Here is a 23,282-nt window from a genome sequence, read left to right on the forward strand (position 1 = left end):
CGGCCCCCTAGGCCCTAACTGACTGGCATTAGGGCTGGGGCCAGCTTAGGCTAGCCGAAAGAATGCCCGTGCAGCCGCCGTCGTATGGGCTGCCGTGTGCTCCACGGGCTCGCCCCGGTGCAACGCCACTTCCCTCAGCACCTCCGGTAGAAACGCCGGTTCGTTACGGCCGTTTTTAGGCTTGGGCCTCAGACTGCGCGGCAGTAGGTAGGGCGCATCACTCTCGAGCATCAGGCGGCCTTCCGGGATGTTGCCGACCAGGGGATGCAGGTGCGTTCCGCGGCGTTCATCGCATATCCAGCCGGTTATGCCGATGTGCAGGTCCATGTCCAGATAGGCGAACAATGCTTCACGCTCGCCGGTAAAACAGTGCACCACGGCACCGCTCAGGTGGTCGCGGTAGCCCTTGAGGATGGCCAGTAAGCGCTCGCTGGCATCACGTTCGTGCAGAAACACCGGTAAGCCCAGTTCGGCAGCCAGCGCCAGTTGAGCTTCCAAGGCCTTTTCCTGCAGCGGGCGAGGGGAGAAGTCGCGGTTGAAGTCCAGGCCGCATTCGCCCACTGCCCGTACCCGTTGCTCATTCAGCAATTGGCGCAGCTGACGCTCGCTGTTGGCATCCCAGGATTTGGCATCGTGAGGGTGCACGCCAGCGGTGGCGAACAGGTGTTCAGCGCTTGCATCCAGCTGCTGGCACAGCTCCAGCGCCTGCTCGCTGACCGCCAGGCTGGTGCCCGTCAGGACCATTTGCGCCACGCCAGCTTCGATGGCGCGCTCGACGATGGCCGCCTGTTGGTCGTGGAAACTGCTGTTGGTCAGGTTGACGCCGATATCGATCAGTTGCATGGTGCTATCTCTGCCGCGGGGCGGCCAGCATAGCAAAATCCGCGTTTTTCGGAAAAAACCAAGAACTTCATGCTGTTGCCGTGGTCTTCTGCCGTCATTTATCACGAAGCGGCGATGCCACATGAACGCCGCCCACCGACCTCGGACACGCTCTCGCATGCTGCGATACCTGCTGACCTTCCTGCTGATGCTTGGGCTGACCACTGCCGGTGCTGCCCAGGCACGTCTGCCAGGGCCGCAGCAGAATATCCCGCCCAGCAAGCTGCGTGACCTGCAGCAGATCCGTAGCAGCAAGGTGCTGCGGGTGTTGGTCAATCAAAGCCGCAACAGCTCTGGCGAGGTCAAGGGCGAGCCGGTCGGCATCGAATACTATCGCTTGCGTGCGCTTGAGCATTACCTGAATGCTCGGGCTGGCGATGGGCAGCAGATTCAGCTGAAACTCATCCCCCGCGCCAAAGAGCAGTTACTGGGTGCCCTGCAGCGCGGCGAAGGGGACTTGGCTGCCCCGGGCGAACTGCTCGACCCGGTGGTGGTACGGGGCGTCAGCAGTAGCGCGCCGGTGCTCGACCAAGTGCCGCTGTTGCTGGTCGGGCGCAAAGGCGAGCGCAGCTTCAGCCATGTCGAGCAGTTGTCGGGGCGTACGGTCGCCTTGACCAGTGCCAGTGCCGCCGGGCCTTTGATCCAGCAGGTGAACCAGCAATTGGCCTTGCGCAAGCGTGCGCCAATCAAGGTGGAGTGGGTCGACTCGACCCTGGCGGTGGAAGACGTGCTGGAAATGGTCCAGGCCGGTATCTATCACCTGACAGTGGTCGAGCGCCCGATTGCCCTGCGTTGGGCCAGGGTGATGCCGCGTCTGCGCCTGGACAGCCGTGTGCACCTGGGGGCGCCGCAAGCCATGCGCTGGTACGTGGGGCGCGACGCGCCGCAGCTGCTGGCCAGCGTCGATCGCTTTCTGCAGGGTTACCGCGCACCGGATAACCAGGATGCCGCGTTCGAGCGCATCTACCGTCGCCAGTACCGCGTACACAACCCCTTGGCGAGCAAGGATCGGCAGCGGCTGAGCGCAGTGCGTGCGGTGCTGCAGAAGCATGGCGAGGCGCAGCAAATCGACTGGCTCAACCTGGCCGCGCTCGCCTTCAAGGAATCGACACTCAACCCATCGGCCCGCGGCACGGGCGGCGCCCATGGCCTGATGCAGATTACCCCGTCGGCCGCGCAACGGGTCGGGGTGAGCAATACCGCCACGGTCGATGGCAACGTCCAAGCCAGTGCCCGCTACCTGGCGCTGATCCGGCGCAAATTCTTTGCCAGTGCCCAGATCAACGAGCGAGAGCGCATGGCGTTTGTGCTGGCGGCCTATAACCTGGGGCCTGAACGGGTCCAGGCGATGCGTGCCGAAGCCCGCCGTCGGGGGCTCAACGGCAACCAGTGGTTCTTCCAGACCGAGCGCATTGCGATGGAGCAGGTGGGCATGGGGCCAGTCAACTTCGTCAACAGTGTCAACAAGTACTTCCTGGCGTTCAACCGTGAGCGTGCTGTTCTGGAGCGAGTAGCCAAGCGCTGACAAATCGATTTTGTCGATTGTTATGTTGGGGTTTTTGCGATTTTCATATTCATTGAATTGATTATGATGGCGCCATTCCAACACAACTTCCCGGATTCAAGGACGCCACATCATGAACACCACCTCCCTCAACGCAGTGATCGCAACCCGTGCAGGCGCTGGCCTCAGCGTGATCCGTATCCTGGTCGGCATCATCTTCATGGCGCATGGCGCGCAGAAGCTGTTCGGCCTGTTTGGCGGCTATGGCCTGGAGGGCACCGGCCAGTGGATGGAAAGCATCGGGCTGGCACCGGGTTACCTGATGGCCTTGCTGTCTGGCAGCGCCGAGTTCTTCGGCGGCCTGGCCCTGGTGATCGGCCTGCTGGCACGCCCAGCGGCCCTGGCGCTGACGGTCACCCTGGTGGTGGCGATCTTTTCGGTGCACATCGGCAACGGCCTGTTCATGGCCAACAACGGTTATGAATTTGCCCTGGCGCTGCTGGCCGGCACCCTGGCGGTGATGATCGAAGGTGCAGGTCGCTTCTCCCTCGACCGCCTGATCGCCCGCTGACAGGCCCCGGGCCTCAAGCTGCATCGTGCAGCTTGAGGCTTGAATCTTTGCGCTTGTAGCTCTAGCATACCGCCTGCGCCGATTTAAACAGCTACTTGCGGGGCGCAGGAGAGGCCCCCTCCGGGTCATCCGAAATACCGCTAAAGCGCTGGTTCGGTGACGCCTCCCACCGCTGCCCAGCGGGATTCGCGAGGCGGAGAGAAGCACCATGAGTTGCCCACGTAGCCCACGTACTAGCGTCTGTTTGAGCCCGTTGCCTGCAAACGAGGCCTCCCGCACACCGCGCATCCTGCTCGGTGGCCAGCATCAGCCTACCCTTTTGCGTCATCTCGAAGGCCTTTCACGTCGCAAGGGCCAGGCGCGTGCCTTTCTAATCCAGTTCACCGAAACCTGCTGCCATCTCGCGCAGTACGGCAACGACCGTTTCGATTTGGCGGTCATTCAGGCCCCGGCCTCTGCCGAGGCTGCCGAAGTCATTGGCCATCTCACCCGCATCGCTCGTCAAGGCCTGATCACCCGCCGTTGAGGAGAACGCAGTTGAGCACCAACATCATCACCACCGAAGGCCATGAGGCCCTGAAAAAAGAGCTGGATCACCTGTGGCGTGTCTACCGCCCCGAGATCACCCAGAAGGTGACCTGGGCGGCATCGCTGGGTGATCGCAGCGAGAATGCCGATTACCAATACAACAAGAAGCTGTTGCGCGAGATCGACCGCCGGGTCCGGTACCTGCGCAAGCGCCTTGAGGATGTAAAGGTCGTGGCGTATTCGCCAGAGCAGGAAGGGAAGGTGTTTTTCGGTGCCTGGGTCGAGATCGAGAACGACGAGGGCGAGACCAAGAAGTTTCGCATTGTCGGGTATGACGAGATCTATGGGCGTAACGACTACATCTCGATCGACTCACCCATGGCCCGTGCCTTGCTCAAAAAGGAGGAGGGCGACGAGGTGGTGGTGCAGACCCCGACCGGCGACGCGGCCTGGTACGTCAACAGCATCAGCTACGTGTAGGAACGGCCCTAGGGGTATAACGCGGTCGATGTGGGAGCGGCCTTGTGCCGCGATGGGCCGCAGAGCGGCCCCAGCATTCTTAAGTGAACAGCATTACGCTCCTGTAGCGGTTTTTTCACCCCTCCCGCAACACCGTCAACGGGCTGGCATTGAGCGCCCGCCGCGTGCCGAGCACCCCAGCACCCCCCACCAGCACTGCCCCCGCCAGGGGTAACACGAGCAGCCACGGGTGCGGGTTCCATTGCAGGTCGAAGGCATAGCGGTACAGCACCAGCGTGATCAACTCGCAACCCAGTGCAGCCAGCAACCCGCTGGCTGCGCCCAGCAGGCCAAACTCGATACGTCTTGCCTTGACCAGCAATGGCCGTGCCGCGCCCAGTGCCCGCAGCAGGGCGCCTTGGCGAATGCGTTCGTCCAGTGTTGCCTGCAAGCCGGCGAACAGCACCGCCAAGCCTGCCGCCAAGACGAACAGCAGTACGTACTCGACCGCCAGGGTGACCTGAGCAAGGATGCTGCGCAGCTGATCCAGCAACGCGTCAACCTGCAGGATGGTCACCGCCGGGAAAGCCCGTGACAGCGCGACCACATCCAGGTCATGGCCTGGGGCCAGATAGAAGCTGGTGAGGTAAGTCGTGGGCAACCCCTGCAGCGTGCCAGGCTGGAAGATCATGTAGAAGTTCGGCTGGAAGCTGTCCCAGTGCACACTGCGCAGGCTGCTGACCCGGGCCTGGCGTTGCTGGCCACCGATGTCGAAGGTCAGCAGGTCACCCAGTTGCAGCTTCAGGCTCGTGGCCAGTTCGGCTTCCACCGAAACGCCCGGTATCTCGTCGCCCGACGGCAGTGCCTGCCACCATTCGCCTGCCGTCAGTGCATTGCCATTGGGCAGTTCGGCGGCCCAGGTCAGGCTGAGGTCGCGTTGCACGGCGCGCTCGCCGGCGGAGTCTTTGCTGACGATCTGCTGCACCGGTTGCTGGTTGATCTGGATCAGGCGGCCGGGCGTTACCGGGTACAGCGGTGCCGAGGCCGCATTGACCTGCTGCAGGTGTTGAGCGAAGGGCTCACGATCATCCGGCAGGATGTTCAGGGCGAAGTGGTTGGGTGCATCCTTGGGCAATTGTGCCTGCCATGTGTCGAGCAGCTCGGCACGCAGCAATGCGACCAGCGCCATGGCCAGCAGAATCAGGCCAAAAGCCAGGGCCTGGCCAGCGGCGGCCAACGGATGGCGCAACAATTGCCCGAGCCCAAGGCGCCAGGCCAGCGGGGCACCGACCAACAGTTGGCGCAAGCTGCGCAGGCCCAGTAGCAGCAGGCCGCCGAGCACCACCGCCGCGACCAGGCCACCGCCCAGCAGTGCGAAGGTCAGCAGCAGGTCGAGGCTCAGGCGCCACATGATCAGGCCCAGGGCCAACAAGGCGGCGCCATACACCAGCCAACTGCTGGGTGGCACCGGCAGCAGGTCACGGCGCAGCACGCGCAGCGGGGGTACCTGGCCGAGGGCGGCAATGGGCGGCAGGGCGAAGCCGGCCAGGGCGACCAGCCCGGTGCCGATGCCGGCCAGCGCGGGTACGACACCGCCAGGCGGAACGACGCTCGGCAGCAGGCCGTGCAGCAGCCGGAACAGGCCCAGTTGCGCCAACCAGCCGAGCAGGGCGCCTGCCACGGCAGCCACCAGGCCAAGCATGGCCAGCTGTACACAGTACAGGCCCAGGGCCTGCCGACGGGAAAGGCCCAGGCAGCGAAGCAGCGCACTGGCATCCAGGCGCCGGGCGGCGTAGCGGCTGGCCGACATGGCCACGGCGACGCCGGCCAGCAATACCGCCACCAGGCTTGCCATGTTCAGGTAGCGCTCGGCTTTGCTCAGGGCGCCCCCGATCTGGCGGTTGCCATCGCGGGTGTCGAGCAGGCGCTGGTTGGCCGCGAGGTTTTTCTCCACGGCCTGGCGATACTGGGCCAGCGCTTCGACGTCGCCGCGCCACAGGTCGCGGTAGGACACCCGGCTGCCCGGCTGGATCACCCCGGTCGCGGCCAGGTCCGCCAGGTTCATCATTACCCGCGGGGTCAGGCTATAGAAGTTGTTGGCGCGGTCCGGCTCGTAGGTCAGTACGCGGCTCATGCGCAGGGTTTTCATGCCCACGTCGATGCTGTCACCGATCGCTAGCCCCAGCGCGGCCAGCAGCCTTGGTTCGACCCAGGCCTCCCCGGGCGCCGGGCCACCCCCGGGGGTTTCCTGGGCATAGGGGGCGGCGGCACTGCGGACTTGCCCGCGCAAGGGGTAGGCGCCGTCGGCGGCCTTGACGCTGGACAGCTGGATGCCGCTGTCTCCGCCCACCACGCTGGTGAATTCGACCACTTGGGCGTGGCGCAAGCCGAGGGCCTTGCCTGCGCTGATCTGTTCGTCCCGGGCAGGTGCGCTGCCTTGCAGCACCAGGTCGGCACCGAGGAATTCGCTGGCACGTAACTGCATGGCGCCGTTGAGGCGGGCACCGAAGTAACCAATCGCCGTACTGGCCGCAACGGCCACCAGCAGGGCAAAGAACAGCACGCGCACTTCGCTGGCGCGGATGTCGCGCAGCAACTGGCGCAACGCCAAGCCGCACAATCGGGAGAAGGGCATGCTGGTCATGGGCTCAGACCTCCACCGGGGCCACCAGGCGGCCGGCGTCCAGGCGGATAAGGCGCCGGCAGCGTCTGGCCAGGCGTTCGTCATGGGTGACCAGTACCAACGTGGTGCCGCGCTCCTTGTTCAATTCGAACAGCAGGTCGCTGATGCGTTCGCCGGTGTGGCTGTCGAGGTTGCCGGTGGGCTCGTCGGCGAACAGCACGGCAGGTTGTGCCGCGAAGGCGCGGGCAATCGCCACCCGTTGTTGCTCGCCACCGGACAGCTGGCGCGGGGTGTGGCTCAGGCGCTTGCCCAGGCCAACCCGTTCGAGCAGGGTGCGCGCGTGTTCGCGGGCATCACGGCGGCCGTCCAGCTCCAGAGGCAGCATGACGTTCTCCAAGGCGTTGAGGCTGTCTAGCAACTGGAATGACTGGAATACGAAGCCGACATGCTCGGCGCGCACGCGGGCGCGCTGGTCTTCGTCCAGTGGGCCCAGGTCATGCCCGGCGAGGATGACCTTGCCGGCGCTGGGCTGGTCGAGGCCGGCGAGCAAGCCGAGCAACGTCGACTTGCCTGAGCCCGAAGCACCGACGATGGCCAGGCTGTCGCCTTGGGCGAGATCGAGGGAGAGGGCGTGGAGGATGGTCAGATCGCCTTCCGCGCTGGGGACCACTTTGCTAAGGTTCTGCGCAACGAGAATGCTGGGGCCCATGGAGAATCCAATGCGAATGTGGTGGTTGAGTGCCGGTCTGGCCTTGTGTTGCCTGGCCCAGAGCGCCACGGCGGGAACGGTGCTGGTGGTTGGCGATAGTATCAGCGCCGGTTTTGGCCTGGATAGCCGCCAGGGGTGGGTCTCTTTGTTGCAGACCCGGCTCAAGGACGAAGGTTTCGATGATCAGGTGGTCAATGCTTCGATCAGCGGCGATACCAGTGCAGGAGGCCAGGCGCGGCTGCCGGCGCTGCTTGCAGCGCACAAGCCGGCGGTGGTGGTGCTGGAGTTGGGCGGCAATGACGGGCTGCGCGGGCAGCCGCCGCAGCAATTGCAACAAAATCTTGCTTCGATGATCGAGAGCGCTCGGCAAGCAGGTGCCAAGGTGCTGTTGCTGGGGATGCGCCTGCCGCCCAACTATGGTGTGCGTTACACCACGGCGTTTGCCCAGGTGTATGAACAGTTGGCTGCGGAAAAACAGGTGCCGTTGGTGCCGTTTTTCCTGGAGGGTGTGGGCGGTGTGCCGGCGCTGATGCAAGCTGATGGCATCCATCCTGCGCAAGGTGCCCAGCAGCGCCTGCTGGAAAATGCCTGGCCGGCGATAAAACCCTTGCTGTGACGCTTTAAACGGGGCCGGCTTTCGGCTAAGGTTGCGCCCCCCGTTTCGAGAGCCCCCGATGCCGCGCCCTGCCTGGTCCCTTTATGCCTACCAACTGATCGAGCCTGACGAACAGCTCGACCTGTTTGCCTGCCAGGAAGTTCGCGTCCACCTGGCGGCCCGCCAGCTTGAGCTGGGCGTGCCGGTCGACCGTACCTTGTGCGGCGGTTTGCTGCCCGCGCAGCCGCGCTGGTCCGGGGTGCAACGGTCGATCTACCGCGACGACCGCCTGTGCGCACTCTGCCGCGCCATTCTCGACGCCCAGCGGCGCGGCATGCGCCCGGTGTGGCCGCAGCTTTGATGCCAAACCTGACACACCTTTCATCATCTGAAACGCTTGCGTGACGCCAATGCCTCCCGCTTGCATCGGTGCGGGTGTACAATCGATCCTCTTGACCCACCTTTCGAAGGATTTACCGGATGTTGCCGCGCTTTCCTGCCGTCACCCGTAGCCTGTCCCTGGCCGCCCTGCTGGTAGCGGGCCCCGCTGCTGCGCTGGAGCTGCCATTGCCACCCCCCGGTGAAGACATCGTCGGCCAGGTGCAGGTGATCAAGGCAAAGTACGAAGACACCTTCGCCGATATCGGCACTGCCAACGACCTTGGCTACCTGGAAATGATCGCCGCCAACCCGGGCGTCGACCCTTGGTTGCCGGGTGCCGGTACCGAAATCATCCTGCCGACCCGCTATGTGCTGCCGCCGGGGCCGCGCGAAGGCGTGGTCATCAACCTGGCCGAGTACCGTCTGTACTACTACCCGAAAGGGCAGAGCGTGGTGTACACCTTCCCGCTGGGCATTGGTCGTGAAGGTTGGGGTTCGCCAATCGCCAATACCAAGATCACCGCCAAAACCCCGAACCCGACCTGGACCCCGCCCGCTTCCATCCGCGCCGAGCACGCCGCCGACGGCGACATCCTGCCGACCGTGGTGCCTGCCGGGCCGGACAATCCGCTGGGCCCGTTCAAGTTCACCCTGGGTGTACCAGGTTACCTGATTCATGGTTCAAACAAGAAGTTTGGCATCGGCATGCGCACCAGTCACGGTTGCTTCCGCATGCTCAACAACAACGTGGTCGAGCTGTCGAAGATGGTGCCGGTAGGTACCCCAGTGCGCATCATCAACGAGCCTTACAAGTTCGGTATCAGTGCTGGCAAGGTCTACCTCGAAGCGCACACGCCGTTGGACGATCAAGGTAATCCGTCGGTGGTGGATAAGCACACTGCGGTTATCAATGCATTGCTCAAGCGTGAAGACCTGGCGAACAACCTGCGCATGAACTGGGACATGGTGCGTGACGTTGTCGCCGCTGAAGATGGCATGCCCGTCGAAATTGCCGTCCCAGTCGATAATCAGGGTACGGCGCCGATGGTTTCGAGCATCCCGCCTGAACTGCAGTAAGCGTTCGCGAGCTGCCCAGGGCCTGCCTTAGTGCAGGCCTTTTCGTTTGTGCACTGCTTGTTGCGGGGCAATAAAAAAGCCGACCCACAAGTGGGTCGGCTTCATAACAATCCGTGAGGACTATTACTTGCGGCTGGCTTTGTCCAGCATACGCAGAGCGCGCTCATTGGCTTCGTCAGCGGTTTGCTGAGCCTTCTGAGCGGCTGCCAGTGCGTCGTCAGCCTTACGGTAGGCTTCGTCTGCACGAGCTTGAGCGCGAGCTGCTGCGTCTTCAGTCGCAGTCAGACGAGCTTCGGTTTCTTTGGATACGCTGCTGCAACCGGTAGCCAGAACTGCGGCCAGAGCCAGAGCAGAGAATTTCAGAACGTTGTTCATCGTGTTCCCCTTCAAGGACTTTCTATTAAAGAGCCATCTCTCGGAAAAGAGAAACTGGCCGGCGTACATAGTACCCATTACTTGTAGTAAGTAAACTGACAGAGCGCAAGAACTGCAAAAAAAATGTTGCTCCAGGTCACGCCGACAAGATTTGCGACGCGTTTGTGAAAAAAACGTACAGGGGCCGCAACCGTCTGTACTACGGGAACTTTTTTGTTGAACTAACGGTGACTTTGTCTGTCGTTCAGCGTCTTAAGCCCTACAACATCCGGCGGCTGTTGGCGTAACGGGAAGAGTCCATTAGCGACGTTTTTTGCCGTTTTTTAACCGTTGCCACCTTGAGCAATCCTGCTTGCCGCGCCTACTATCTTGTGAATGCCCGAGGGTAGAACGATTGCAATCGTCCTGTGGTCCAAGGGGCAACAGGTGGCGTAGAGGATTCTGTGCCGGATAAACCACCATCGGTTAAGGTATGGGTCTGCCGAGAAGACCTGCGAGGAGTAGTGATGAGCGAAGCGCTGACCATCCACCATGACCAGGCCGGTCATCAGTTCGAGACCAACGTGGACGGTCATCGTGCCTATCTGACGTACATGGATCTGGGCAAGCAGACGCTGGACATCTATCGCACCTTCGTGCCTAACGCCCTGCGCGGGCGTGGCATTGCCGCAGCGCTGACCGAGCGGGCCCTGGAGTATGCCGAGCAGATGGGGTACACGGTGATTCCGTCGTGCTCTTATGTAGAACGCTACATGGAACGCCAGCAGCGTCATTCGAGCAAAGTCTGAACCTGTAAAAAAAAGGGCCGCTTAGCGGCCCTTTTTTTTGTCAGCCGCGCTGGCGCTGCGGCAGTACATCCTTGAGCTTGGCGTGCATGCTGCGCAAGGTCTTCTCAGTCGCAGACCAGTCAATACAGGCGTCGGTCACCGAAACACCATATTGCAGTTCGTTCAGGTCTTTCGGAATCGACTGGCAGCCCCAGTTCAGGTGGCTCTCGACCATCAGGCCGATGATCGACTGGTTACCTTCGAGAATTTGGTTGGCGACGTTTTCCATCACCAGTGGCTGCAGGGCCGGGTCCTTGTTGGAGTTGGCGTGGCTGCAGTCGACCATGATGTTGGCCTTGATCTTGGCCTTGGCCAGGTCCTGTTCGCACAAGGCAACGCTGACCGAATCATAATTCGGCTTGCCATTGCCGCCGCGCAGCACCACGTGACCGTAAGGGTTGCCCTTGGTGGTGACGATCGAAACACCGCCTTCCTGGTTAATACCAAGGAAGCGGTGCGGTTTGGACACCGACTGCAGGGCGTTGATCGCAACGGTCAGGCCGCCATCGGTGCCGTTCTTGAAGCCGACCGCTGAAGACAGGCCCGAGGCCATTTCGCGGTGGGTCTGGGATTCGGTGGTGCGGGCGCCGATGGCCGACCAGCTGATCAGGTCCTGCAGGTACTGCGGGGAGATCGGGTCGAGCGCTTCGGTAGCGGTCGGCAGGCCCATTTCAGCCAGGTCCAGCAGCAGTTGGCGGCCGATGTGCAGGCCGTCCTGGATCTTGAACGAGTCATCCAGGTACGGATCGTTGATCAGGCCTTTCCAGCCTACGGTGGTGCGCGGCTTCTCGAAGTACACGCGCATGACCAGATAGAGGGTGTCGGAGACTTCCGCAGCCAATACCTTCAGGCGTTCGGCGTACTCGTGGGCAGCCTTGATGTCGTGGATGGAGCAGGGGCCGACCACGACGAACAGGCGATGGTCCTTGCCGTCGAGAATATCGCGCACCACTTGGCGGCCGGCAGTCACGGTCTGCAGGGCCGTGGCGCTGAGGGGGATTTCCTTCTTGAGCTGATCGGGCGTGATCAGGGTCTCGTTGGAGGCAACGTTTAAGTCGTCGATCGGTAAATCAGCCATCGTGTTACTCGTCAGGTCACGGGTGCCGGCCGCCAGCAATCCCCGTGCGGCCCAGCAGCAAGAATGTTCGCAGCGGGGAGCCGAACCTTAGCGCGTTACAGGTGGCGCGACAATGGGCTTTGGCCCGTCAGGGCAGGGATTTTCCCGTGCTGGCGGCGCCGTTGCGCGATTGGGGTGCCCAGCGGGCCGCAACCGGTGTAAAAAAGCGCTCTGACATTTACCTGGAGATCGGCATGCATCCGCGCAAACCACGTATCGGGATCATCGGCAGTGGTGCCATCGGCGGCTTTTATGGGTTGATGCTGGCGCGGGCCGGTTTCGACGTGCACTTCCTGTTGCGCAGCGAATACGAGGTGGTGCGCGACCAGGGGCTGGTGCTTGAAAGTGCCGTGCATGGCGCGTTGCAGATGCAGGTTCAGGCGTATGCCAATGTTGCCGACATGCCGCAGTGCGACTGGCTGCTGGTGGGCGCCAAGGCCACCAGCAACGACCAGCTGGCGCCGCTGATCGTGCAGGCCGCTGCACCTGACGCACGCGTGGTGCTGCTGCAGAATGGCCTGGGCGTGGAGGAGCAACTGCGCCCGGCATTGCGCGACGACATGCACCTGCTCGGCGGCCTGTGCTTCATTTGCGTCAATCGCCAGTCCCCGGGTGTGATCCGCCATCAGGCACTGGGTACGGTCAACCTGGGCTATCACAGTGGGCCGGCAAGCGAGGGTGGTGCTGCGCTGGTCAAGGAGGGGGCAGGGCTGTTCCAGGCGGCGGGTATCGATTCGCAGGCCATGGACAACCTGAGCCAGGCCCGTTGGCAGAAGCTGGTGTGGAACGTGCCGTATAACGGGCTTTCGGTGTTGCTCGGCGCCAGCACCACGCCGCTGATGGCCGCCCCGCATAGCCGGGCGTTGATCCAGGCATTGATGGACGAGGTGGTGCAAGGCGCTGCAGCGTGTGGCCATGTGCTGCCCGAGGGGTATGCCGAGCATCTGTTCCAGGTCACCGAACGGATGCCCGACTACTGGCCAAGCATGTACCACGACCATGCCCAGCAGCGCCCGCTGGAGCTTCAGGCCATTTATGGCGAGCCGCTGGCGCGCGCACGGGCGGCGGGCTGCAGCTTGCCGCGCATGGAGATGCTGTACCAGGCGCTGTCGTTCATCAGCCGCGATACACGCCCCATCTGACGCCTCCTGCGGCCCGCGCCAGCAGCACGCCGGACGGCAAAGCGTGCGTGCGGCGCGCTGCTAAGCTGAAGCTTGCTCTGCCGCAGCGGCAGTCGAGGAGGTCGAATGATCCGCTCCATGCTGTACGCCACCGACCTCGGTGTCTACGCCCCTTTTGTCATGCAGCACGCCCTGGCATTGGCGCGCACGTTCAATGCCGAGTTGTATGTGATTCACGCCGTGGAGCCCATGGGCCAGTTCGCCGAGTCGCTGCTGCAAAGCTATCTCGATGAGCAGACGCTTGACCAGTTGCACAGCCAGGGCGTCAACACGGTCATGGCCAATATCGAACAGCGCGTGCTGGAAAATTTTCGCGATGAACTGGGCGAGGAGGCGGACCTTGCGGTCATCAAGGCGGTGCGTGTGCGCCAGGGTGACCCTGCCCAGGTCATACTCGACCAGGCGCAGCGCTTGAGCGTCGATCTGCTGATTTTCGGAAGCCACAGTGCCGGTGCGGGCGTTGATGTGCCGCTGGGGCGAACGGCGGTGCGGTTGCTGCAGTTGTCGCCTGTGCCGGTGTATATGGTGCCGCTTGCACAGCACCTGGGACGTAGGAAAACGTGAAGCTGGCCGTAGGCTAGTACTGGGGCGCGTGTAACAAAATAGTTCTAGATTTATTTCCAGAACCACTAATATAGTTATATATCGTCGCTGCCTGCTGCCGCTGACTCACCGCTGAACCGAGGGAAACCTATGAAGCTTCAACAACTGCGCTACATCTGGGAAGTGGCGCACCACGACCTCAACGTCTCCGCGACGGCGCAGAGCCTGTATACCTCCCAGCCAGGTATCAGCAAGCAGATCCGTTTGCTCGAAGATGAGCTGGGCGTTGAAGTCTTTGCCCGCAGCGGCAAGCACCTGACCCGCGTCACGCCGGCAGGTGAGCGCATCATCAATACCGCTGGCGAAATCCTGCGCAAGGTCGAGAGCATCAAGCAGATCGCCCAGGAATTCTCCAACGAGAAGAAGGGCACCCTGTCCATCGCCACCACGCACACCCAGGCCCGCTACGCGCTGCCGCCGGTGATCAGCAGCTTCATCAAGCAGTACCCGGAAGTGGCCCTGCACATGCACCAGGGCTCGCCGATGCAAATTGCCGAGATGGCCGCTGATGGCACTGTCGACTTCGCCATCGCCACCGAGGCGCTGGAGTTGTTCGGCGACCTGATCATGATGCCGTGCTACAAGTGGAACCGCTGCGTGGTGGTTCCGCAGGGGCACCCGCTGACCAAGCTGCCGAAGCTGACCCTGGAAGCCGTTGCCGAATACCCGATCGTCACTTACGTGTTCGGTTTTACCGGCCGTTCCAAGCTGGACGAAGCCTTCAACCATCGCGGCCTGACGCCGAAAGTGGTGTTCACCGCCGCCGACGCCGACGTGATCAAGACTTACGTGCGCCTGGGTCTGGGTGTGGGCATCGTGGCCAAGATGGCCGTCGACACCAAGCTCGACAGCGACCTGGTGGCCCTGGATGCCAGCGAACTGTTCGAGGCCAGCATCACCAAGATCGGCTTCCGCCGTGGCACTTTCCTGCGCGGCTTCATGTGCGACTTCATCGAGAAGTTCGCCCCGCACCTGACCCGCGAAGTGATGGCCAAAGCCATCCAGTGCCATAACAAGCAAGAGCTTGAAGAGCTGTTCGAAGGCGTCGAGCTGCCGGTGCACTAAGCCGTTCGAGCATGAAAAAACCGGCCCAGTGGGCCGGTTTTTCTTTACCTGTCGATCAGCCTTTGCTGATCAGGTTGCCGGCGTGCAGGCCGCATTCCTTCTGGGTCGACTCTTCCCACCACCAGCGGCCTTCGCGCTCGTGCTGGTTCGGCAGCACCGGCCGTGTGCACGGTTCGCAGCCAATGCTGATGAAGCCGCGCTCGTGCAGGCTGTTATAGGGCAGCTCGAGCATGCGGATGTAGCCCCACACTTCTTCGCTGCTCATCTGTGCCAGCGGGTTGAACTTGTACAGGGGGCGCTCGGGGGTAGAGAAGGCGCTGTCGATTTCCAGTGCCGCCACCTGGCTACGCGTGCCTGGGCTCTGGTCGCGACGCTGGCCGGTGGCCCAGGCGCTTACCGTGGCCAGTTTGCGGCGCAGGGGTTCGATCTTGCGGATGCCGCAGCACTCGCCGTGGCCGTCCTTGTAGAAGCTGAACAGGCCCTTTTCCTTGACGAACGGGTCGAGCTTGCTGCGATCCGGGCTGAGGATCTCGATCGGCAGGTTGTACTGCTCGCGGACCTGGTCGATGAAGCGGTAGGTCTCCGGGTGCAGGCGGCCGGTGTCGAGGCTGAAGACCTTGACCTGTTTGTTCAGCTTCCAGGCCATGTCGACCAGCACCACATCCTCGGCGCCGCTGAAGGAGATCCACAAGTCGTCGCCGAAATGCTCGAAGGCGAGTTTCAGGATGTCTTGCGGGGACTTGTTGGCATAGGTCGCGGCGAGGGCGGCGACGTCGAAGGGTTGGCTCATCAGGCGGTTTCCATCTTGGCTGTGGCGCTGTGCGCTCGTAATGAGGTGATGGTAACAAAAAATGCTGGGTTAGACGCCTGGCATAAAGGCCTTGTGGCGCCGAATCAGAGCTGTTGCAAGGTCTCCATCAGCACCCGCACCTTGGCAATCGATTCTTCGTATTCCGACGCCCAGTCGGAGTCCGCCACCACTGCGCCGCCGCCCCAGCAGCTGACCTGGCCATCCTTCACGAGCAAGCTGCGAATGGCGATGGAGCTGTCCATCTCGCCGCGCACATCCACGTACAGCAACGAGCCGCAATACAGTGCACGGCGGCTGGGCTCCAGTTCGTCGATGATCTGCATGGCGCGGATCTTCGGCGCCCCGGTGATTGAGCCGCCGGGGAAGCTGTCGCCGATCAGGTCGAGTGGGTCCTTGTCGGTGGCCAATTGCCCGGTGATGCTGCTGACCAGGTGGTGAACGTTGGGGTAGCTTTCCAGGCTGAACAACTCGGGCACCTTGACCGAGCCGATCTGGCAGGTACGGCCCAGGTCGTTGCGCAGCAGGTCGACGATCATCAGGTTTTCCGAGCGGTCTTTGGGGCTGTTCAGCAGCTCTTCGGCGTTGCGGGCGTCCTGGTCGGGGTTGCTAGAGCGTGGCCGGGTACCCTTGATCGGGCGAGTCTCGACCAGCCCTTGGCTGACGCGAATGAACCGCTCCGGCGAGAAGCTCAGCAGTGCGCTGCCATCGGCCAGTTGCTGGTAGCCGGAGAATGGCGTCGGGCACGCCTTGCGCAGCGCCTGATAGGCGCGCCACGGGTCGCCCTGGCACGGTGCGCGGAAGCGTTGTGTCAGGTTGATCTGGTAGCAATCGCCGGCCTGAATGTAGCGTTGCACCTGGTCGAACGCTGCTTGGTAGTGCTCTGGCTTCAAGTCGCCGGTCATGTTGGCCAGCAGGTGGAAATCGCCAGTTGCAGCACAATCGGGGGCTTCGAACAGGGCAATCAGGCGCTCGCGCTCAGCGCTTGCCAGGCTTGGGTGGAACACCAGCTGGCTGGTTGCCAGCGTGTGGTCGGTCACCAATGCCCAGTGGTAAAGGCCAAGTTGCGCATCGGGCAGGCCGAGATCATCGACGGCCAGGCTGGGCAGGTTTTCCAGGCGCCGGCCGAAGTCGTAGCTGAGGTAGCCGATCAGGCCGCCGGCAAACGGCAGTTCCACCCCAACCGGCAAGTCGGCGTGGCCCAGTTGCGCCAGCCCTGCGCGCAGCCGTTGCAGGAAGGCGCGGCCGTCCTCGTCTGCGTAGGCTTGTAGGTGTTGCACGGGCCAGGCGCTGAGCAAGTCGAAGCGGCCGCGTTCAGCACCGGGGCGGGCACTGTCGAGCAGAATCGCGCCGGGCGCCTGGCGCAGGCGGGCGAAATAGGCGGCAGGGTCAGGCTGGTAGGGCAGGGGGTGGAGCGTACAGGTCGGCATCAGTGTGGACGGCGATGTAAAAGCGAGGAGGGCGATTGTAGACCTGTGTAGGAAATGCGCCTAGCGTTAGCGCGACATTCAACATTGTGTTTTGCCCATTCGCAGCACAAGGCTGCTCCTACAGGGAAGGGCTGCGCGGTACCTGTAGGAGCAGCCTTGCGCTGCGAATGGCTGCAAAGCAGCCCCGGCAATTTCAGCGCGGATGCACGTGCCCGAACAGCCCTTGCGAGACACGAACGCGCTGTTCGGCATCCTCGGTCACACCGTCCTTGGCCAGCGCCTCGATGTGCGCCTCGATGGCGTGGGTGCGCTGGGTCAGCCCGCAGTCGTTGGCAATCTGGATGTTCAGGCCTGGGCGGGCGTTGAGTTCCAGAATCAGCGGGCCCTTTTCCTGGTCCAGCACCATGTCCACACCGATGTAGCCCAGGCCGCACAGCTCGTAGCAGCCGGCCGCAAGCTTCATGAAGCCGTCCCAGTTCGGCAGTTGCACGCCGTCCACGGCGTTGGTGGTGTCCGGGTGCTTGCTGATGATGTTGTTCAGCCAGGTGCCACGCAGGGTCACCCCCGTGGCCAGATCGACACCCACGCCGATGGCGCCCTGGTGCAGGTTGGCCTTGCCGCCGGACTGCCGGGTCGGCAGGCGCAGCATGGCCATGACCGGGTAGCCCATCAGCACGATGATGCGGATGTCCGGCACGCCTTCGTAGCTGATGCTCTTGAAGATCTGGTCCGGCGTTACCCGGTACTCGATCAGCGCCCGGTCGCGGTGACCACCCAGCGAGTACAGGCCGGTAAGGATGCTCGAGATCTGGTGCTCGATTTCCTCGTGGCTGATGATCTTGCCCGACACCGTGCGGTAGCGATCCTCGAAGCGGTCGGCGATCACCAGGATGCCGTCACCGCCGGCGCCTTGCGCCGGCTTGATAACGAAATCACTGCGCCCGCCGATGATCTGGTCGAGCTTCTCGATCTCTTTCTCGGTCTCGATGACGCCGTACATTTCCGGCACGTGGATGCCGGCCGCGAGCGCGCGCTCTTTGGTGATGATTTTGTCGTCGACGATCGGGTACAGGTGGCGCTTGTTGTACTTCAGGACATAGTCCGCATTGCGCCGGTTGATACCCATGATGCCCCGGGCCTCCAGGGCTTTCCAGGTCTTGATCAGTCCGAACATCAGGCATCAGCCTTCTTCAGGAACGCCTTGAAGCGAACGAGCTCGGTCAGGCGGTAGCCGCGGTAGCGACCCATCGCCAGCATGAAGCCCACCAGAATCAGCAGCACCGCCGGGAAGGTGAAGACGAAGTACACCAGCTCCGGCACCATCATCAGCAGGTGCGCGACGGACGCTGCGAACAGGGTGCCGATGGCCACTTTCATGGCATGGCCACCGCCGCGCTCTTCCCAGGTGATCGACAGGCGTTCGATGGTCATGGTCAGGATCACCATCGGGAACAGCGCCACCGACAACCCGCGCTCCAGGCCCAGCTTGTGGCTGAACAGGCTGATGGCGGCGATCAGCACCACCACGAAGGTCAGCACCACCGACAGGCGTGGCAGCATCTGCAGCTTGAGGTGTTCGAGGTACGAGCGCAGTGACAGGCCCAGCGCCGTGATCACCGTGAACAACACGATCCCGAAGCCCAGTTGGGTCTCGCGGAAGGCCAGTGCGATCAGTACTGGGGTGAAAGTACCCAGGGTCTGCAGGCCGATCAGGTTGCGCAGCACCAGGATCACCAACACGCCGATCGGGATCATCACCATGATCATGAAGGTCTGCTGGGTCTGCAGCGGCAGGCCGTACAGCGAGTACTCGAGGAAGTCGGCGTCGGTGTTCTCGTCGGTCAGCTTGGCCAGGCGGATGGCGTTCATCTCGCTGTTGTTCATGCTGAAGGTGACGTTGGCTTTCTTGCCGCCATCGACGGTGATCAGGTTGTCATCACCGGTCCACCACAGCAGGCGGTCGTTGGGCAGGCCCTGCTCGCCGGTGTCCGGGTTGAAGTACAGCCAGTCGTTGCCGTTGAAGCTGCGCAGCCACAGTTCTGGGGTCTGCGGGGTGTCGGCGACCAGGCGGATGGTGTGGACCTTTTCCATCGGCACGTGGGCGATGGACAACAGCAGGTCGATGACCTGGGCCTTCTTCATGGCCGAGGTGTCGCCGGCCAGCAGCAGCTTGACGTTGTCGTCGTTGAGGTTGTTGACCCGCTTGATGGTTTCGCTGACGAAGGTCTCAACGTCGGCCGAATGCTGGCGGATAGGCGCCATCAGGGCTTCGGCGGCGATCTTCTCGGGGCCGTCGACTGCCAGGCTGTCACGGAAGGTCGGGCCCTTGATGGTGGTCTTTTCGTTGCTGTAGCGCTTGGTCAGCACCAGGCGGTAGTAAAGCGTCTGGTTGCCGCTGGCGCGGCGTGCCGACCAGGTCACCTTGCGGTTGCCGTCGGCACGGTTGACGCTCACCCCATAGTTGTTGGAGATGAAGCTCTCGTTGAGGCTGACGTAGTCGCGGTTCAGTGGCGGCACGAACATCTGCACCTTGACCGGGTCCTTGGTGCTGGCCACGAACTCGACCTTGGCGTCGATATTCCACAGGTCGTCGGTTTCGTCTTCGGTCACCGGGATGCCGAGGAAGAAGATCTGATAAGCGGTGACCGCCACGCCCAGCAGCACCAGGACGGTGATCAGGACTTTCAGATGGAGGGTAAGAGAGCGCATCGGGATTACTCTGCTTTAGGAGCGTCGGTGGCACAGGCAGGTTTGCCGGCCGCGTATTTAAGGCTTGGGTCGACCAGCGCGTCGAAGTGCTTGAGCGCCTCGGAGCCGATCAGCAGCGGGAACTGGAACGCGCTGCGGTCGGTGAGGTTGACTTCGATGGTGCGCAGGGCCTGGCCCATGCAGATTTCGAGTTCGATGACCGGGCGCGCGGTGTAGGCCTTGCCCGATTCGGCATCGTAGTCGCCTGCCCGTCGCTTGATCTTGCTGACGCGCGCGAGGGGGCGTTCGATCGGGTGCGAATGGGCGGCATCGATGGCCAGGTAGAAACGCACCCAGCTCTCGCCGTTACGCTTGAAGCGCTTGATGTCGCGGGCGCTGAGCGAGGCGGTCTTGGCACCGGTGTCGAGCTTGGCGGCCACTTCCAGGTCCAGGTCGCCCAGCTTTGCGTATTCGTTGAGACCGTACACGGTCTTGCCCGCCGCTTGGCCGATGGCCGGCAGCAGGGTGAGGCATAGCAGCAATAAAACGGGTGTAAGTCTCATAATCCTGGCGCGGTACTGTGCAGGGTTCGGGGCAAGGCGACTGGCAACGACTGCGCAAGCTTCCTCGTTCATCTGTCAACAACATGAATAGATGACAGACACGCTATCCATACTCCGTCGGAGGCGCGGCATTCTATCACGCCGACGTCTTGACGCCAGCGCGTCGCGATCTGACAGCGGCGGGGCAGGGTTAGTTCGTTATTAGACGATTGTCGACAATGTTCATTTTGTCTTTGACTGATCGCGCTTAATTAGCTAATTTCTGGCCATGTGATTATCAGGGTGTCGACAATATGCTGGACCTATCCACTCCCAGCCCAGCGTTGGCGGACGAAACGGAAACCTTGTCCGAAAACGTCTTTCGGCGCATCCAAGCGGCCATCGTCAAGGGCGACATCGCCCCGGGCAGCAAGATCTCCGAGCCGGAGCTGGCGCGCACCTACGGCATCAGCCGCGGGCCGCTGCGCGAGGCCATCCACCGCCTCGAAGGCCAGCGCCTGCTGGTGCGCGTGCCGCATGTCGGGGCGCGGGTGGTGTCGCTCAACCATGCCGAGCTGATCGAGCTGTACGAAATCCGCGAATCGCTCGAAGGCATGGCCTGCCGCCTGGCCGCCGAGCGCATGAGCCAGGCCGATATCGACGAACTGCGCCGGGTGCTCGACACCCATGAGCGCGATGCGGCGTTCCAGGCGGGTGTCGGCTACTACCAGCAGGAAGGTGACTACGACTTCCACTACCGGATCATCCAGGGCAGCGGCAACCAGACCCTGGTCAAGATGCTGTGTGGCGAGCTGTACCAGCTCGTGCGCATGTACCGCATCCAATTCTCCGCCACGCCCAATCGGCCACGCCAGGCGTTTGCCGAACACCACCGGATTCTCGATGCCATCGCCGACCGTGACGGTGAGCTGGCCGAACTCCTGATGCGCCGCCACATCGGCGCGTCCAAACGCAACATCGAGCGTCACTACCTGGACGCCAACGACAATAGCCCACGAGGTGATTCATGACTGTGAAGAGCACGCCCGGCCAACGTTTCCGCGACGCGGTTGCCGCCGAACATCCCTTGCAGGTAGTCGGCGCCATCAACGCCAACCATGCCCTGCTGGCCAAGCGCGCCGGCTTCAAGGCCATCTACCTGTCCGGTGGCGGCGTGGCCGCAGGCTCCCTGGGCCTGCCGGACCTGGGTATCAGCGGCCTGGACGATGTGCTCACCGATGTGCGCCGCATCACCGACGTCTGCGACGTGCCGCTGCTGGTGGATGTCGACACCGGCTTCGGTGCCTCGGCGTTCAACGTGGCGCGTACCGTGCGCTCGATGAGCAAGTTCGGCGCAGCCGCCATCCACATCGAAGACCAGGTTGGCGCCAAGCGTTGTGGCCACCGCCCGAACAAGGAAATCGTCACCCAGCAGGAAATGGTCGACCGTATCAAGGCCGCCGTCGATGCCCGTACCGATGACAGCTTCGTGATCATGGCGCGCACCGATGCCCTGGCCGTCGAAGGCTTGAATGCTGCGCTGGACCGTGCCGCAGCGTGCGTCGAGGCCGGCGCCGACATGATCTTCCCGGAGGCCATTACCGAGCTTTCGATGTACAAGACCTTCGCTGACCGCGTGCAAGCGCCGATTCTGGCCAACATCACCGAGTTCGGCGCCACCCCGCTGTACACCACCGAAGAGCTGGCGTCGGTCGACGTGTCGCTGGTGCTGTACCCGCTGTCGGCGTTCCGCGCCATGAACAAGGCGGCCGAGAATGTCTACACGGCGCTGCGTCGTGACGGCACCCAGAAGAACGTGGTCGACACCATGCAGACCCGCATGGAGCTCTACGATGCCATTGGTTACCACGCCTTCGAGCAGAGCCTCGATGCGTTGTTTGCCCAGAAGAAAGGATAAGTGACCGCCTGTGCTGGCCCTTTCGCGGGACAAGCCCGCTCCCACAGGTACAGCGCAAGTTTCAAAAGCTGTGTTGGACCTGTGGGAGCGGGCTTGCCCGCGAAGAGGCCGGTACAGGCAAACCGAATTAGCCAGCAAGAAATCCATAACAAATTCAAGAAAGGAGAAACACCATGGCCGAAGCAAAAGTACTCAGTGGCGCAGGCCTGCGTGGCCAGGTGGCCGGCCAGACCGCACTGTCGACCGTTGGCCAGGCCGGTGCCGGCCTGACCTACCGTGGCTACGACGTCCGTGACCTGGCGGCTGATGCTGAATTCGAAGAAGTGGCCTACCTGCTGTTGTACGGCGAGCTGCCAAGCAAAGCACAGCTGGCCGAATACAAGCACAAGCTGAAAGGCCTGCGTGACCTGCCGCAAGCCCTCAAGGAAGTGCTCGAGCGCATCCCGCGCGACGCCCACCCGATGGACGTGATGCGCACCGGCTGCTCGGTGCTGGGCACCCTAGAGCCCGAACTCACCTTCGAAGCCCAGCACGACAAGACCGACCGCCTGCTGGCGCTGTTCCCGGCCGTGATGTGCTACTGGTACCGCTTCACCCACCATGGCGTGCGCATCGACTGCACCAGCGATGAAGACACCCTCGGCGGGCATTTCCTGCACCTGCTGCACGGCAAGAAGCCGAGCGAGTTGCATGTCAAGGTGATGAACGTGTCGCTGATCCTCTACGCGGAGCACGAATTCAACGCCTCGACCTTCACCGCACGGGTCTGCGCTTCGACCCTGTCCGACCTGTACTCCTGCGTCACCGCCGCCATCGGCTCGCTGCGTGGCCCGCTGCACGGCGGTGCCAACGAAGCGGCGATGGAACTGATCGAACGCTTCCAGAGCCCGCAGGACGCCACGGCCGAGCTGCTTAAGATGCTGGAGCGCAAGGACAAGATCATGGGCTTTGGCCATGCCATCTACAAAGAGTCCGACCCGCGCAACGAGGTGATCAAGGGCTGGTCGAAGCAACTGGCTGACGAGGTCGGTGACAAGGTCCTGTACCCAGTGTCCGAAGCCATCGACAAGACCATGTGGGAGCAGAAACGCCTGTTCCCTAACGCCGACTTCTACCATGCGTCGGCGTACCACTTCATGGGCATTCCGACCAAGCTGTTCACCCCGATCTTCGTCTGCTCGCGCCTGACCGGCTGGGCGGCGCACGTGTTCGAACAGCGTGCCAACAACCGCATCATCCGCCCGAGCGCCGAGTATGTCGGCGTCGAACAGCGCCAGTTCGTGCCGATCGAGCAGCGCTGAATAGATCTAGAGAGGCAACCCGTTCCCTTGTGGGAGCGGGCTTGCCCGCGAAGGCGTCAGACCGGGCAACCGATGGGTACCTGCTGACGCCTTCGCGG

24 protein-coding genes are annotated in these 23,282 nt (G+C 62.7%); 14 read left to right on the forward strand and 10 right to left on the reverse strand.

Features of this window, described 5'->3' with window-relative positions:
- Positions 1–45: 45 nt before the first annotated feature.
- The gene (locus GIB19_RS15160) at positions 46–843 is read right to left on the reverse strand and encodes a TatD family hydrolase (RefSeq protein WP_274887040.1); all 798 of its coding nucleotides are present in this window, start codon (positions 841–843) and stop codon (positions 46–48) included.
- A gap of 157 nt (positions 844–1,000) precedes the next feature.
- Here GIB19_RS15160 and GIB19_RS15165 point away from each other — a divergent pair, with 157 nt between their 5' ends.
- The 4 genes from GIB19_RS15165 to greB all read left to right on the forward strand — a co-directional run bounded on the left by GIB19_RS15165 (position 1,001) and on the right by greB (position 3,965).
- Positions 1,001–2,407, forward strand: a complete 1,407-nt coding sequence (locus GIB19_RS15165) for a transglycosylase SLT domain-containing protein (protein ID WP_274887041.1) — start codon at positions 1,001–1,003, stop codon at positions 2,405–2,407.
- 112 nt (positions 2,408–2,519) lie between these two features.
- The gene (locus GIB19_RS15170; protein WP_085273231.1) at positions 2,520–2,957 is read left to right on the forward strand and encodes a DoxX family protein; all 438 of its coding nucleotides are present in this window, start codon (positions 2,520–2,522) and stop codon (positions 2,955–2,957) included.
- Positions 2,958–3,165: 208 nt separating this feature from the next.
- Entirely contained in the window at positions 3,166–3,483 is a 318-nt protein-coding gene (locus tag GIB19_RS15175; protein WP_027593938.1) for a hypothetical protein, read from the forward strand.
- A gap of 11 nt (positions 3,484–3,494) precedes the next feature.
- Positions 3,495–3,965 carry a transcription elongation factor GreB gene (gene greB, locus GIB19_RS15180; protein ID WP_099429931.1) on the forward strand — a complete coding sequence of 157 codons (471 nt, stop codon included), beginning with the start codon at positions 3,495–3,497 and terminating at the stop codon, positions 3,963–3,965.
- Positions 3,966–4,080: 115 nt separating this feature from the next.
- Here the strand turns inward: greB and GIB19_RS15185 are convergent, their stop codons facing one another.
- On the reverse strand, positions 4,081–6,588 hold the full coding sequence (locus GIB19_RS15185) for an ABC transporter permease (protein WP_099429930.1): 2,508 nt from the start codon (positions 6,586–6,588) through the stop codon (positions 4,081–4,083).
- 4 nt (positions 6,589–6,592) lie between these two features.
- A complete protein-coding gene (locus GIB19_RS15190; protein WP_027593935.1) occupies positions 6,593–7,276 on the reverse strand; it encodes an ABC transporter ATP-binding protein in 684 nt (227 codons plus the stop codon).
- Positions 7,277–7,286: 10 nt separating this feature from the next.
- Here GIB19_RS15190 and GIB19_RS15195 point away from each other — a divergent pair, with 10 nt between their 5' ends.
- The 3 genes from GIB19_RS15195 to GIB19_RS15205 all read left to right on the forward strand — a co-directional run bounded on the left by GIB19_RS15195 (position 7,287) and on the right by GIB19_RS15205 (position 9,329).
- Positions 7,287–7,892, forward strand: coding sequence for an arylesterase (locus GIB19_RS15195; protein ID WP_027593934.1), 606 nt, complete (start codon positions 7,287–7,289; stop codon positions 7,890–7,892).
- 58 nt (positions 7,893–7,950) lie between these two features.
- A complete protein-coding gene (locus GIB19_RS15200) occupies positions 7,951–8,232 on the forward strand; it encodes a hypothetical protein (RefSeq protein ID WP_027593933.1) in 282 nt (93 codons plus the stop codon).
- A gap of 119 nt (positions 8,233–8,351) precedes the next feature.
- Positions 8,352–9,329, forward strand: coding sequence for a L,D-transpeptidase family protein (locus GIB19_RS15205; RefSeq protein WP_085273233.1), 978 nt, complete (start codon positions 8,352–8,354; stop codon positions 9,327–9,329).
- 123 nt (positions 9,330–9,452) lie between these two features.
- On the opposite strand, the gene oprI is transcribed toward GIB19_RS15205, so the two are convergent.
- Positions 9,453–9,704 (reverse strand): outer membrane lipoprotei OprI, encoded by a 252-nt coding sequence (gene oprI / locus GIB19_RS15210; protein WP_003259780.1) that lies wholly within the window; start codon positions 9,702–9,704, stop codon positions 9,453–9,455.
- A gap of 506 nt (positions 9,705–10,210) precedes the next feature.
- On the opposite strand from oprI, the gene GIB19_RS15215 reads away from it, so the two are divergent.
- Positions 10,211–10,492: a GNAT family N-acetyltransferase gene (locus tag GIB19_RS15215; protein WP_025338432.1), complete on the forward strand. Its 282-nt coding sequence runs from the start codon at positions 10,211–10,213 to the stop codon at positions 10,490–10,492.
- A gap of 40 nt (positions 10,493–10,532) precedes the next feature.
- Here the strand turns inward: GIB19_RS15215 and GIB19_RS15220 are convergent, their stop codons facing one another.
- Complete coding sequence (locus GIB19_RS15220) at positions 10,533–11,609, reverse strand: 3-deoxy-7-phosphoheptulonate synthase (protein WP_099429929.1); 1,077 nt, start codon at positions 11,607–11,609, stop codon at positions 10,533–10,535.
- Positions 11,610–11,842: 233 nt separating this feature from the next.
- On the opposite strand from GIB19_RS15220, the gene GIB19_RS15225 reads away from it, so the two are divergent.
- The 3 genes from GIB19_RS15225 to cysB all read left to right on the forward strand — a co-directional run bounded on the left by GIB19_RS15225 (position 11,843) and on the right by cysB (position 14,497).
- On the forward strand, positions 11,843–12,790 hold the full coding sequence (locus tag GIB19_RS15225; protein WP_099430942.1) for a putative 2-dehydropantoate 2-reductase: 948 nt from the start codon (positions 11,843–11,845) through the stop codon (positions 12,788–12,790).
- A 105-nt stretch (positions 12,791–12,895) separates the two neighbouring features.
- Positions 12,896–13,393, forward strand: coding sequence for a universal stress protein (locus GIB19_RS15230; RefSeq protein ID WP_027593929.1), 498 nt, complete (start codon positions 12,896–12,898; stop codon positions 13,391–13,393).
- 129 nt (positions 13,394–13,522) lie between these two features.
- Positions 13,523–14,497 carry an HTH-type transcriptional regulator CysB gene (gene cysB, locus GIB19_RS15235; RefSeq protein ID WP_027593928.1) on the forward strand — a complete coding sequence of 325 codons (975 nt, stop codon included), beginning with the start codon at positions 13,523–13,525 and terminating at the stop codon, positions 14,495–14,497.
- Positions 14,498–14,552: 55 nt separating this feature from the next.
- On the opposite strand, the gene GIB19_RS15240 is transcribed toward cysB, so the two are convergent.
- The 5 genes from GIB19_RS15240 to rloA form a co-directional block, all read right to left on the reverse strand.
- A complete protein-coding gene (locus tag GIB19_RS15240) occupies positions 14,553–15,287 on the reverse strand; it encodes a phosphoadenylyl-sulfate reductase (protein ID WP_099429928.1) in 735 nt (244 codons plus the stop codon).
- A gap of 104 nt (positions 15,288–15,391) precedes the next feature.
- Positions 15,392–16,735, reverse strand: a complete 1,344-nt coding sequence (gene pabB / locus GIB19_RS15245; RefSeq protein ID WP_274887075.1) for an aminodeoxychorismate synthase component I — start codon at positions 16,733–16,735, stop codon at positions 15,392–15,394.
- 193 nt (positions 16,736–16,928) lie between these two features.
- A complete protein-coding gene (locus GIB19_RS15250; RefSeq protein ID WP_099429926.1) occupies positions 16,929–17,909 on the reverse strand; it encodes an alpha-L-glutamate ligase-like protein in 981 nt (326 codons plus the stop codon).
- A complete protein-coding gene (gene rloB, locus GIB19_RS15255; protein ID WP_027593924.1) occupies positions 17,909–19,444 on the reverse strand; it encodes an osmotic stress tolerance membrane protein RloB in 1,536 nt (511 codons plus the stop codon). Before rloB ends, GIB19_RS15250 begins: the two co-directional genes overlap by 1 nt.
- A 5-nt stretch (positions 19,445–19,449) precedes the next feature.
- On the reverse strand, positions 19,450–19,986 hold the full coding sequence (gene rloA, locus GIB19_RS15260) for a retropepsin-like aspartic peptidase RloA (RefSeq protein ID WP_027593923.1): 537 nt from the start codon (positions 19,984–19,986) through the stop codon (positions 19,450–19,452).
- Between the two features lie 293 nt (positions 19,987–20,279).
- Here rloA and GIB19_RS15265 point away from each other — a divergent pair, with 293 nt between their 5' ends.
- The 3 genes from GIB19_RS15265 to prpC all read left to right on the forward strand — a co-directional run bounded on the left by GIB19_RS15265 (position 20,280) and on the right by prpC (position 23,184).
- Positions 20,280–20,996 carry a GntR family transcriptional regulator gene (locus GIB19_RS15265; RefSeq protein ID WP_027593922.1) on the forward strand — a complete coding sequence of 239 codons (717 nt, stop codon included), beginning with the start codon at positions 20,280–20,282 and terminating at the stop codon, positions 20,994–20,996.
- The gene (gene prpB / locus GIB19_RS15270) at positions 20,993–21,883 is read left to right on the forward strand and encodes a methylisocitrate lyase (protein ID WP_027593921.1); all 891 of its coding nucleotides are present in this window, start codon (positions 20,993–20,995) and stop codon (positions 21,881–21,883) included. Before GIB19_RS15265 ends, prpB begins: the two co-directional genes overlap by 4 nt.
- Before the next feature lie 173 nt (positions 21,884–22,056).
- The gene (prpC, locus tag GIB19_RS15275; RefSeq protein ID WP_099429924.1) at positions 22,057–23,184 is read left to right on the forward strand and encodes a bifunctional 2-methylcitrate synthase/citrate synthase; all 1,128 of its coding nucleotides are present in this window, start codon (positions 22,057–22,059) and stop codon (positions 23,182–23,184) included.
- Positions 23,185–23,282: the final 98 nt, after the last annotated feature.

Origin of the sequence: Pseudomonas sp. ITEM 17296 (assembly GCF_028895205.1) — a bacterium.
Lineage (GTDB): Bacteria > Pseudomonadota > Gammaproteobacteria > Pseudomonadales > Pseudomonadaceae > Aquipseudomonas > Aquipseudomonas kermanshahensis.